Here is a 12,035-nt window from a genome sequence, read left to right on the forward strand (position 1 = left end):
ATTCCAAAAACGACTAAACCATCGTGCTCCGATTGAGTATCGAATCACGATGGCTGCATAGTCTTTTTTAGAGCTGTCTACTTGACGGGGTTAAGTCCAGCCTTGTCATTTGACAGGGTTTTTTATTTTTGGCTCTAATCACATAGATTGTTTGTTTAGCTATAGAGCTTGTCCGTTGTTTTCCACTCCAGGCACTTGCTTTCCACGGGGAGGGACGGAAGCCTCCTCGGCGTTACCGCCTGCGGGGTCTCCCACTTCCCTCTTTTTCCCGTAGGAGTCAAGTGCCCTCCGCTACAAACAACTCAGACTGTAAAAGTTAAATTGGACTAAAAAAACAACAAAGTTTACGAAAACAGCCTTTTATTTATATAGTTATTTCTTTTGGATTATCACCTAACAGGCCCTTAATTCATACTATGTGAAAGTAAATTAGGAGCATGAAATAACGAGGGTTATTTTTCATAGAAGAAGGTGACGTTTGAAATGCTTACAGGCATACAAATTGCTGTGATTGGCGGGGATGCAAGACAGCTTGAAGTTGTCAAGAAGCTCACAGAGCTTGATGCAAAACTGTGGCTAATTGGATTTGAGCAATTAGATCACGCATTTTCTGGAGCAGTTAAAGAAAAGCTCGAAGATGTGGATTTCACTGAGATTGATGGAATTATTCTCCCAGTACCTGGAACAAACACTGAAGGAAAAGTTGAGACCATTTTTTCGGGTGAAAATGTTTATTTAACTGAAGAAATTTTAGCTGCTACACCTGCGCATTGTACAGTTTATTCCGGTATTAGTAATAAATACTTGGATGCCATTACCACTAATACAAACAGAAAGCTCGTTCAATTATTCGAGCGTGATGACGTTGCGATATATAATTCCATACCAACAGTTGAAGGTACCATTATGATGGCCATCCAACATACTGATTTTACGATTCATGGATCCAATGTTTCAGTGTTAGGGCTAGGTAGGGTTGGAATGAGTGTTGCAAGAACCTTTCAAGCTTTAGGTGCAAAAGTGAAAGTTGGAGCAAGGAAGAGTGAACATTTAGCCCGGATAACTGAAATGGGATTAGAACCATTCCATTTGGATGACCTATCAGAATCTATAAAAAATACGGATATATGTATTAATACTATTCCATATCAAATTGTTACAGCGGCAGTGATAGCAAAGATGCCAACACACACATTAATTATTGATTTAGCATCAAAGCCTGGAGGTACTGATTTCCGTTACGCAGAAAAAAGGGGAATCAAAGCACTTTTAGCCCCAGGATTACCAGGAATCGTTGCCCCTAAAACCGCTGGAAAAATTCTTGCCAATGTCCTTTCCCATCTATTACAAGATGACTTAAAACAGAGAAAGGGGAAAATCATATGAGTTTGAAAGGTAAAAGAATTGGGTTTGGCCTAACCGGTTCTCATTGTACGTATGATGTTGTTTTTCCAGAAATTGAAAAACTGGTGAATGAAGGAGCAGAAGTGATACCAATTGTGACATTTACTGTTCAAAATACCGACACTCGCTTTGGAAAAGGTGAGGATTGGGTTGAACGTATTGTCAAGCTTACTGGACATAATATTATAGATTCTATTGTAAAGGCTGAACCGCTTGGTCCAAAAATGCCTTTAGATTGTATGGTCATTGCCCCGCTTACTGGTAATTCAATGAGTAAGCTAGCTAATGCCTTAACAGATTCACCGGTACTAATGGCCGCAAAAGCTACAATTAGAAACCATAGGCCAGTTGTATTAGGAATATCTACTAATGACGCACTCGGTTTAAATGGGGTAAACTTAATGAGACTAATGGCTACGAAGGATTTCTACTTTATTCCTTATGGCCAAGATGCTCCAGATAAAAAGCCAAACTCGATGGTAGCAAGAATGTCCATGATTCGTGAAACGATCCTTGAAGCGATTCAAGGAAGGCAAATACAACCTGTTATCATTGAAAGGTTTAATGATCCAGAATAAAGTATACATTTTTCTATAATTTCTATCTTACATTCGTGCGTCAATATGTTAAAATGAATCATATTTACGAAGACTAGGTTACAGCCGTTGTCTTATGGAAAAGGGGATATGAATAATGCAAGAGATTAAGGGTCTTCATGTAGCAGTAGTTGGAGCAACTGGCGCAGTAGGGCAGCAAATGATCAAAACTTTGGAACAACGAAATTTTCCAATAAAAAACCTAACTCTTTTATCTTCTGCACGTTCAGCAGGATCAAAGGTAATGTATAAAAATGAAGAAATTACAGTACAAGAAGCCACTCCTGATAGCTTTGAAGGGGTGGATATCGCCTTATTCAGTGCTGGAGGTAGCGTTTCACAATTATTGGCTCCAGAAGCGGTTAAACGCGGTGCAATTGTAGTGGATAATACAAGTGCATTCAGAATGGATCCAAATGTTCCATTAGTCGTACCTGAAGTAAACGAAGAAGATTTAAAGAATCATAACGGCATCATTGCTAATCCGAATTGCTCCACGATTCAAATGGTTGTTGCGTTGGAGCCTTTACGTCAAGCATATGGCTTGAATAAAGTGTTAGTATCTACTTATCAAGCTGTGTCAGGTGCGGGAGCAGCTGCAATCGAAGAGCTTCAGAGCCAAGCGAAAGCAATCTTGAATGGGGAAGATTTCGAACCTGCAATGCTTCCAGTAAAGGCAGACAAAAAGCGTTATCAAATTGCTTTTAATGCAATTCCTCAAATTGATAAGTTCCAAGAAAATGGATTCACTTATGAAGAAATGAAAATGATGAATGAAACTAAAAAAATCATGCATATGCCAGAATTGAAGGTTGCAGCGACGTGTGTCAGATTGCCAGTAGTAACTGGCCACTCTGAGTCTGTTTATATCGAAGTTGAAAAAGAAGGCGTGACCGTTTCTGAAATTAGAGAATTAATGAAACAGGCTCCTGGTGTGGTCCTTCAAGATCAACCTGAAGAACAAGTATACCCAATGCCTGCACATTGTGTAGGGTTAAATGATGTCTTTGTCGGACGTATCCGTAAAGACCTAGATGATGATAAAGGTTTCCATATGTGGATTGTTTCGGATAATCTATTGAAAGGTGCTGCTTGGAACTCAGTCCAAATCGCAGAAAGCCTTGTGAAACTTGAATTGGTAACATTGAAATAGTTTACTATTCAGAGCTCAGCCTTTCCTATAATTTATAAGGAGGGCTGAGTTCGTTTGGGGTGTTAATATGAATGTAGTCGTTCAGAAGTTCGGAGGTACCTCCGTTCGCAACGAAGAAAGTAGAGCACATGCAAGACGGCATATTTCAAATGCATTGAAAGAAGGCTATAAGGTCGTTGTAGTTGTCTCTGCCATGGGTAGAAAAGGTGAGCCATACGCCACTGATACTTTATTGTCGTTAATCAATGCCTCTGAAACGAAAGTGACAAAAAGGGAACAAGACCTGATACTCTCTGTAGGAGAAACCATTTCTGCAGTTTTATTCTCAAACATGCTTAATGAGTATGGCATAAAATCTACCGCCTATACTGGATCCCAAGCAGGATTCCGTACCAATAACGATCACACCAATGCTAAGATTATTGAAATGAAATGCGATCGGTTGGTCAGAGAGTTAGACAACTATGATGTTGTCGTAGTAGCAGGCTTCCAAGGGGCAGCAAGAAACGGAGACATTACCACGATAGGTCGTGGTGGTAGTGACACTTCAGCAGCAGCATTAGGTGCAGCCTTAAATGCTAAGTGGGTCGATATTTTCACTGATGTTGAAGGGATTATGACCGCTGACCCTCGAATCGCCGAAAATGCTAGACCTCTTTCAGTTGTAACCTATACAGAGGTATGCAATATGGCATATCAAGGGGCGAAGGTAATCCATCCTCGTGCAGTAGAAATTGCAATGCAGGCGAAAATTCCTATTCGCATCCGTTCGACCTATTCTGATGGTTTAGGTACACTTGTAACGACATTAAACCGTGAGAATAAAGGTAGCGATATTAGAGAAAGACTTGTTACTGGTATTGCTCACGTCTCCAATATTACCCAGCTAAAGGTTAATGCAAAAGATGGTCAGTATGATCTTCAGGCAGAGGTATTTAAGGCTATGGCAAATGCTTCTATTTCAGTAGATTTTATTAACATTTATCCTAATGGCGTCGTTTACACTGTAACTAAGGATATGACAGAGCGTGCAGTTCAGGTTTTAAAGGAAATTGGGCATGAACCGGAAGTAAACGAAGGCTGTGCGAAAGTTTCTGTAGTTGGAGCTGGAATAACAGGGGTACCTGGGGTTACGTCCAAAATAGTTACAGCATTATCGGAAAAAGGCATTTCAATTCTTCAATCCGCAGACAGCCATACAACCATATGGGTACTAGTAAAAGAAAAAGATTTAGTAAACGCAGTGAATGCTTTACACGATGCTTTTCAATTACACGAAGATATGGTTGAATATGGAGTAAAGGAATAAATATTGCAGAGATCCTAGTATAAAAAAATTATCTTTCGATTGAAAGTAGAGTGAAGTAATGACGATTTTTGGTAGAATTTCAACAGCAATGGTGACACCTTTTGATAAAAAAGGGAACATAGATTTTAATAAAACTACTCAATTAATCAATTATTTAATCGACAATGGATCTGATTCTCTTGTGATAGCTGGTACTACTGGCGAATCCCCTACATTATCCACTGAGGAAAAACTAGCATTATTTAAACACGTAGTGAAAGTAGTGGATAAAAGAGTACCTGTTATTGCTGGAACAGGTAGCAATAACACATATTCTAGCATTGAATTGACAAAAAAAGCTGAACAAATCGGTGTGGATGCAATCATGTTGGTAGTGCCTTATTATAACAAGCCAAGCCAAGATGGTTTATACTTACACTTCAAATCTGTTGCAGAATCTACTACACTTCCGGTTATGTTATACAATGTCCCAGGTAGATCAGCTGCTAATATGCTACCATCTACAATCATTAAGCTTTCAGCTATCCCTAATATTGTGGCAGTCAAGGAAGCAAGTGGTGATTTAAATGCGGCTACTGAAATATTAGCTAATACTCCTGATGACTTTGTTTTATATAGTGGTGATGATAGCTTAACATTGCCTACGATGGCTGTAGGAGCTTCCGGGATAGTATCTGTAGCTTCTCATGTGGTTGGAAACGATATGCAGGAAATGATTTCGCTATTCCTTGACGGTAAGCTGAAGGAAGCATCGGAAATGCATCAAAAACTTGTTCCGCTAATGGTTGGATTATTTATGGCACCAAGCCCAGCTCCTGTTAAGACTGCCTTGCAAATGAAAGGCATCGATGTAGGATCAGTAAGGCTGCCGCTAGTTCCACTCTCCGAACAGGAAAGAGGAAAACTTCAGCAATTGATGAATAATAATTAATAGTAAAAATCCCCTTTTAGTAGTGAGAAGAGTGCAGTAGCCTTTCTCTAAATACTATAAGGGGATTTTTTCATTGGCTGTTTTCGTAAATTTTGTTGCTTTTTTAATGTAATTTAATTTTAATTATCTGAGTTGTTTGTAGAGGTGGGCACTTGACTCCTGCGGGAAGAAGAGGGAAGTGGGAGACCCCACAGGCGGTAACGCCGAGGAGGCTTCCATCCCTCCCCGCGGAAAGCAAGTGCCTGGAGCGGAAAGCAACGGGCAAACTTATAGTCTAAAATAACAATCTATGCGATAAGAGCCTTTTCATTATATAAATGGTTGTCAGTTAAAAATTCGATACTGTATAATAAACATAATTTGTATGGCACGGTCATTAGAACTTAGGAGGAAACACAAAGTGAGTATAGTTAAAAACGAGAACATCAAGATCATTTCCTTAGGGGGACAGGGAGAGCTCGGTAAAAATATGTATGTTGTGGATATAGAAGGGGATTTATTTGTCCTGGATGCCGGATTGATGTTCCCGGAAGAAGAAATGCTAGGCATCGATATTGTCATTCCCGATATTACATATTTGTTAGAAAATAAGCAGTCCATAAAAGGGATTTTTCTAAGCCATGGTCATGAAGACCATATTGGAGCACTTACATATATCTTAAAAAATATAAAATCTACTGTATACGGAACTGACCTTACTATTGAGCTTGTTAAAGCAAAGTTAAGAGAAGACGAATTTTCCGATAAGGTTGATTTTTATAAAATTGAATCAAATACTGTCCTTCAATTTGGAACGACAGAAGTAAGTTTCTTTAAAACAAACCACAGCATACCAGGATCAGTAGGAATTTGTTTGCATACTTCCCAAGGTAGCGTCGTGTATACAGGTGACTTTAAATTTGACCAAGCTGCAACTGAGCTTTATCAAGCTGAAATAGGCAAGATGGCTACAATAGGGGAAAGAGGAGTACTCTGTCTATTATCAGAAAGTACAGGTGCAGAAAAACCTGGCTATACTACATCAGAAGCAGTTGTTGCCCGTGAAATCTCTAACGTATTCCACGGTGCAGTTGGTCGCGTTATCGTTGCTTGCTTTGCTTCGAACATTAATCACATCCAACATGTCTTTAATGCAGCATACGAGAACAATAGAAAAGTAGCCGTTGTTGGAAAGAGATTAAAAACCGTTTATGATATCGCTTTTAAATTAGGCTATTTAAAAATACATGATGAAATTTTGATCCAAGCCTCTGAAATTGAAAAATACAATGCTGATGAAGTAGCAATCCTAGTGACTGGAGGACAAGGTGAACCAATCGCAGCCCTTCAAAAAATGGCTAAAAAAGGCCATAAACAGTTCAATATTGTTAAAGGGGATACTGTCATTATCGCAGCTTCACCAGTAAGGGGTGGAGAATTGACACTTTATAAGACAATCGATTTACTCTTCAGAGCAGGGGCACAAGTCGTCACAAATCGAACTGTATTTGTTCCTGGTCATGGAAGCCAGGAAGAGTTAAAAATGATGATGAATTTAATGAAGCCTAAATATTTCATGCCCATCCATGGTGAATACCGTATGTTAAAAGCTCATGCGAAGCTTGCTGCACAGCAAGGGCTGAGCAATGATCAAATATGTATTGCTGACAAAGGTGAAGTAGTAGAAATCAAAGCAGGAAAAATCCGTCCCACTAGTAAAGTGCCAGCTGGGAATACACTTATTGATGGCAGTGGAGTAGGAGATGTAGGAAATATCGTATTACGTGACCGACGCTTACTTTCACAAGATGGTATTTTGATTGTGGTAGTTACCCTTCATAAATCGGATAAATCGATCGTTGCTGGACCAGAAATCATATCACGTGGTTTTGTTTATGTCCGTGAATCAGAAAGATTAATGGAAGACTCTGTGACAATCGTAAAAGAAGCAGTACAAAAGAATTCTGGTGCTGATTTTGATTGGTCTACAATTAAACAAGACATTCGAGATTCCTTAAACTCATACCTATATGAGAAAACAAAAAGAAGACCAATGATTTTACCAATAATTATGGAAGTATAATGAAGTTAAGAGCAGCTGAATTGGCTGCTCTTTGATTTTTTCTCACCATTCTTATAGGATTGAAGTTACTCATTCTGTCCATACTAATCATATTGATTATTAAAAGGGGGACTAAGAATGGAAGAACCAAATAAATCTCAGCAAAATGATGGAGATAAACAAGAGAATAAGGGATCAAGTCTAATAGAAAAAATTCAGCAATTAGGACAGACGAACGTACCTCAAATGTCAGCGGATTCAAAAATACATTGTTTAACTATAGTTGGACAAATAGAAGGGCATATGCAATTGCCACCACAGAATAAGACAACGAAATATGAACATGTTATCCCACAAATCGTCGCAATTGAGCAAAATCCAAATATTGAAGGTCTATTAGTCATATTGAACACTGTAGGAGGCGATGTAGAAGCAGGTCTTGCCATTTCTGAAATGCTTGCTTCCTTATCTAAGCCAACGGTATCAATCGTTTTAGGTGGTGGACATTCAATTGGAGTTCCAATTGCTGTAAGCTGTGATTATTCTTTCATTGCAGAAACTGCCACAATGACCATTCACCCAATTCGTTTGACTGGCCTAGTTATTAGTGTCCCTCAAACATTTGAGTATTTAGATAAAATGCAGGATCGAGTAATCAATTTTGTAACAAAGCATTCTAATATATCAGAGGAATTGTTTAAGGAACTCATGTTTGAAAAAGGCAATTTAACACGGGACATTGGTACAAATGTTGTTGGAAGTGATGCAGTAAAATACGGATTGATTGATGCAGTCGGTGGTGTTGGGCATGCGATGAAGAAATTAAATAGTTTAATCGAGGAGAATAAATCTTCTGGTGTTATAGAGGGAGAAGGGCAGATCCTACAATGATACTTTATACAATAATGCCATTAGAGAGTGTTTATCCCACCCAGCAAAGCGAATATGAGAGATATGTATCTATACAATATAATGGAATTACAGTAGTTGGTGAAAGAAACACGGACCAAACATTTTTAGTGAATCGTATAATTAGTACTGATCCTAATCACTACTTGGATACCACCTTATACCCTGGTTCTATCATTTCCTATACAAATCAATAAAAACTTCTAAACCATAGTCTAAGTGATACTAAATTATGCTATAATGTACTATAACTTCTATGGTTTTCCATAGCATACAGCAGCCTTCAGATGGGCTGCTTTCTTTCATTATGGAAGGATCATTAATTGACGTAAAAAGGTGATGAGTCTTGGCAAAAAGAAAAAAGAGATCGAGCAAAAGAACAGAAACGCTTAAACATACACTTAAATTTGAATTAATAGGATTAACTCTTTTTGGAATTTCGGCAATAGCTTTAGCAAAGTTAGGTGCAGTTGGAAGGTCATTAGTTTTAATCTCCAGATTTTTTATGGGTGAATGGTATACAGTCTTATTAATATCCTTACTTATTTTAAGTATATTTTTAATGTGGAAGAGGAGAGTTCCATTTCTATTAAAAAGACAACTTTTAGGTTGTTATATGATTATTGGAAGTATGTTGCTACTAAGCCATGTGACACTTTTTTCTCTGTTACAGAAAGGCGGCCCTTTCGAAAAGCCTAGTGTACTCTCAAATACGTGGGAGTTGTTTTGGATGGAAGTGAATGGTGGTTCTTCTACATCCGATTTAGGTGGAGGAATGATTGGTGCCACTTTGTTTGCAATGTCCTATTTTTTATTTGATGCAGCAGGTTCAAAAATAGCAGCCATACTTTTCATCATAATAGGTTTCGTTTTAGTAACGGGAAAGACTATGGGAGACGTACTAGGCAAATTCCTTGTTGGATTAGGTACATTTTCAAAAAACCAATGGATTGCTTTTTTAGAAGACTTAGAAGAGTGGAAACAACAAAGAGTAGAAAAGAAAGAAAAGAAACAATTAGATAAGGAACTGGAGCGACAAGCGAAACAACTTGAAAAAGAGAAGGAAAAAGAGGCAAATCAAGAAGTCATCATCCCTGTGATTGATTCTGGACAAGAAAGACAACCAACCATTATTTCATCATTTAATGAAACATCAGGTGTAACACATCATCAAGAATCCAAACCAAACCATCAAGCTGAACCAGTGATTGATGAGGTAGACGATGAAGTGATTGGTGTAGAAATAGTTGTACCAGAGCTAGAAAATGTTGATTATGAGCTCCCACCACTATCTTTACTAAAAACACCGAAGAAAGCGGATCAAAGTGGTGAATATGAGCTTATACATACAAATGCAGCGAAATTAGAAAAGACGTTCCAAAGTTTTGGCGTAAAAGCAAAGGTTACACAAGTTCATTTAGGTCCTGCTGTTACAAAATACGAGGTTCATCCGGATGTTGGTGTGAAAGTAAGCAAGATCGTCAGTCTTTCTGATGACCTTGCACTTGCGTTAGCTGCTAAGGATATCCGTATTGAAGCACCGATTCCTGGTAAGTCAGCCATAGGGATTGAAGTTCCAAATTCAGAGATTGCTATGGTTTCATTACGTGAAGTCTTAGAGTCTAAGGATCATTTTAAAGTCGATGCAAAACTTCAAATCGCACTTGGCCGAGACATCTCCGGAGAAGCTGTGTTGGCTGAATTGAATAAAATGCCTCACTTGCTCGTTGCTGGAGCCACAGGAAGTGGTAAATCTGTTTGTATAAACGGAATTATTACTAGTATCTTGATGAGAGCTAAGCCACATGAAGTCAAATTGATGATGATTGATCCGAAAATGGTGGAATTGAATGTTTATAACGGTGTACCACACCTTTTAGCACCAGTCGTGACAGATGCTAAAAAAGCATCCCAAGCTTTGAAAAAAGTGGTTAGTGAAATGGAAAGAAGGTATGAATTATTTTCCCATACCGGAACGAGAAATATTGAAGGGTATAATGAACATATAAGAAAGCATAATCTTGAAGAAGGCGCCAAACAACCTTTTTTACCTTATATCGTTGTTATAGTGGATGAGCTTGCCGACTTAATGATGGTCGCTTCATCAGATGTGGAAGATTCCATTACACGGCTTGCGCAAATGGCTCGTGCAGCGGGCATACATTTGATCATTGCGACACAACGACCATCTGTTGATGTCATTACAGGTGTTATTAAAGCAAATATCCCTTCAAGGATTGCGTTTAGCGTTTCATCGATGACGGACTCAAGAACCATATTGGATATGGGTGGGGCTGAAAAGCTTTTAGGTAGAGGTGATATGCTATTCCTACCTGTAGGAGCATCAAAACCAGTCAGAGTCCAAGGGGCTTTCCTTTCGGATGAAGAAGTAGAAGAAGTTGTCAATTTTGTAATTGGACAACAGAAGGCTCAATATCAAGAAGAAATGATTCCAGCGGATACTCCTGAAGCGGTAGGAGAAGTAGATGACGACCTTTATGACGAGGCAGTTCAACTTGTTATAGAAATGCAGACAGCCTCTGTATCTATGCTACAACGTCGATTCAGAATTGGGTATTCTAGAGCTGCACGGTTGATTGATGAGATGGAGGCTCGAGGGGTTGTTGGACAGTACGAAGGGAGTAAGCCTCGTAATGTATTAATAGGGAAGGAAACAATCGACCAAGATATCCAAAGTTCTTAATCAAATTGTTATATTAAAAGATTATAGTGAGAGCCTATAAATGAGGCTTTCACTATTTTTTTTGAGCTAAGATTAATTCACAGAAAATATATTCAATTCAATGATTCGACAAATTTCTAATAAGACTATTTATTTCTATTAAAAAAAATGTTAAAGTAAAATCGATTAGTAGTAAAGATTCAACATCAGAGGTCTGATGACTGAAAAAGTAATTTCTTTGGGGGTTTCAGCATGTCTATCAAGCAGGACAATCGTCACCTATACCTACAAGTGATTGATAAAATTAAGCAGGATATCGAGGATGGGATTTATAAGGAAAAAGAGAAACTTCCTTCTGAATTTGAACTTGCGAAACAACTTGGGGTAAGCCGTGCTACTTTAAGGGAAGCGTTAAGGATTCTAGAAGAAGAAAGCGCTATCATTCGAAGGCATGGTGTTGGAACGTTTGTAAATGCAAGACCACTATTCACTTCTGGAATTGAACAGTTGAATAGTGTGACCAGCATGATTAAGCAGGCTGGAATGAAACCAGGTACAATTTTTCTTAGCTCTTCTAATCAACAACCGTCAGAAGAGGATATTAGAAAGTTCAATTGCGATGAAAATGAGGACATGGTTGTATTAGAACGTGTTAGAACCGCAAATGACGAGCCTGTGGTGTATTGCTTGGATAAAATTCTCCAAAGTAATCTACAGGAAAGTTTCTCCCATCATGATGGATCTATATTTGAAAAATTGGAAATTCAATCATCTATTAACATTACATATGCGGTGGCTCATATAGAGCCTCTAGGCTATCATGAGAAAATTTCCCCAATTTTAGAATGCGATCCTGAAACGGCACTACTGGTTCTAAAGCAAATGCACTATGATGAAATGGATCGTCCCATTTTATACTCAGTCAATTATTTCAAAGCAGATAAATTTAGCTTTCATGTATTGAGAAAAAGAGTATAAACTAAGAATCCTTGCTTCTACTAATTACAAC

General features: G+C 38.3%; 10 protein-coding genes. All 10 read left to right on the forward strand.

Annotation, left to right across the window (positions count from 1 at the left end):
* Nucleotides 1–483: 483 nt before the first annotated feature.
* The 10 genes from dpaA to G3O09_RS20530 all read left to right on the forward strand — a co-directional run bounded on the left by dpaA (nt 484) and on the right by G3O09_RS20530 (nt 12,004).
* On the forward strand, nt 484–1,386 hold the full coding sequence (dpaA, locus tag G3O09_RS20485; protein WP_163103289.1) for a dipicolinic acid synthetase subunit A: 903 nt from the start codon (nt 484–486) through the stop codon (nt 1,384–1,386).
* Nucleotides 1,383–1,982 carry a dipicolinate synthase subunit B gene (locus G3O09_RS20490; protein ID WP_163103290.1) on the forward strand — a complete coding sequence of 200 codons (600 nt, stop codon included), beginning with the start codon at nt 1,383–1,385 and terminating at the stop codon, nt 1,980–1,982. Before dpaA ends, G3O09_RS20490 begins: the two co-directional genes overlap by 4 nt.
* A gap of 115 nt (nt 1,983–2,097) precedes the next feature.
* Nucleotides 2,098–3,153: an aspartate-semialdehyde dehydrogenase gene (gene asd, locus G3O09_RS20495; RefSeq protein WP_163103291.1), complete on the forward strand. Its 1,056-nt coding sequence runs from the start codon at nt 2,098–2,100 to the stop codon at nt 3,151–3,153.
* Between the two features lie 67 nt (nt 3,154–3,220).
* Nucleotides 3,221–4,462, forward strand: a complete 1,242-nt coding sequence (gene dapG, locus G3O09_RS20500; RefSeq protein ID WP_163103292.1) for an aspartate kinase — start codon at nt 3,221–3,223, stop codon at nt 4,460–4,462.
* A gap of 58 nt (nt 4,463–4,520) precedes the next feature.
* The gene (gene dapA, locus G3O09_RS20505) at nt 4,521–5,393 is read left to right on the forward strand and encodes a 4-hydroxy-tetrahydrodipicolinate synthase (RefSeq protein ID WP_163103293.1); all 873 of its coding nucleotides are present in this window, start codon (nt 4,521–4,523) and stop codon (nt 5,391–5,393) included.
* Between the two features lie 364 nt (nt 5,394–5,757).
* Nucleotides 5,758–7,455, forward strand: coding sequence for a ribonuclease J (locus G3O09_RS20510; protein WP_240338514.1), 1,698 nt, complete (start codon nt 5,758–5,760; stop codon nt 7,453–7,455).
* 117 nt (nt 7,456–7,572) lie between these two features.
* Complete coding sequence (locus G3O09_RS20515) at nt 7,573–8,325, forward strand: ClpP family protease (protein ID WP_163103295.1); 753 nt, start codon at nt 7,573–7,575, stop codon at nt 8,323–8,325.
* Nucleotides 8,322–8,540, forward strand: coding sequence for a YlzJ-like family protein (locus tag G3O09_RS20520; RefSeq protein ID WP_163103296.1), 219 nt, complete (start codon nt 8,322–8,324; stop codon nt 8,538–8,540). Before G3O09_RS20515 ends, G3O09_RS20520 begins: the two co-directional genes overlap by 4 nt.
* Before the next feature lie 149 nt (nt 8,541–8,689).
* Entirely contained in the window at nt 8,690–11,047 is a 2,358-nt protein-coding gene (locus G3O09_RS20525) for a DNA translocase FtsK (protein ID WP_163103297.1), read from the forward strand.
* Nucleotides 11,048–11,278: 231 nt separating this feature from the next.
* Complete coding sequence (locus G3O09_RS20530) at nt 11,279–12,004, forward strand: GntR family transcriptional regulator (RefSeq protein WP_163103298.1); 726 nt, start codon at nt 11,279–11,281, stop codon at nt 12,002–12,004.
* The last annotated feature ends 31 nt before the right edge of the window (nt 12,005–12,035 follow it).

It is taken from the genome of Peribacillus alkalitolerans (genome assembly GCF_010882125.1).
Lineage (GTDB): Bacteria > Bacillota > Bacilli > Bacillales > DSM-1321 > Bacillus_BN > Bacillus_BN alkalitolerans.

Coding starts and splice junctions, on each gene's coding strand:
- dpaA (WP_163103289.1), top strand. CDS start 484: ATGCTTACAGGCATACAAATTGCTGTGATTGGCGGGGATGCAAGACAG.
- G3O09_RS20490 (WP_163103290.1), top strand. CDS start 1,383: ATGAGTTTGAAAGGTAAAAGAATTGGGTTTGGCCTAACCGGTTCTCAT.
- asd (WP_163103291.1), top strand. CDS start 2,098: ATGCAAGAGATTAAGGGTCTTCATGTAGCAGTAGTTGGAGCAACTGGC.
- dapG (WP_163103292.1), top strand. CDS start 3,221: ATGAATGTAGTCGTTCAGAAGTTCGGAGGTACCTCCGTTCGCAACGAA.
- dapA (WP_163103293.1), top strand. CDS start 4,521: ATGACGATTTTTGGTAGAATTTCAACAGCAATGGTGACACCTTTTGAT.
- G3O09_RS20510 (WP_240338514.1), top strand. CDS start 5,758: ATGGCACGGTCATTAGAACTTAGGAGGAAACACAAAGTGAGTATAGTT.
- G3O09_RS20515 (WP_163103295.1), top strand. CDS start 7,573: ATGGAAGAACCAAATAAATCTCAGCAAAATGATGGAGATAAACAAGAG.
- G3O09_RS20520 (WP_163103296.1), top strand. CDS start 8,322: ATGATACTTTATACAATAATGCCATTAGAGAGTGTTTATCCCACCCAG.
- G3O09_RS20530 (WP_163103298.1), top strand. CDS start 11,279: ATGTCTATCAAGCAGGACAATCGTCACCTATACCTACAAGTGATTGAT.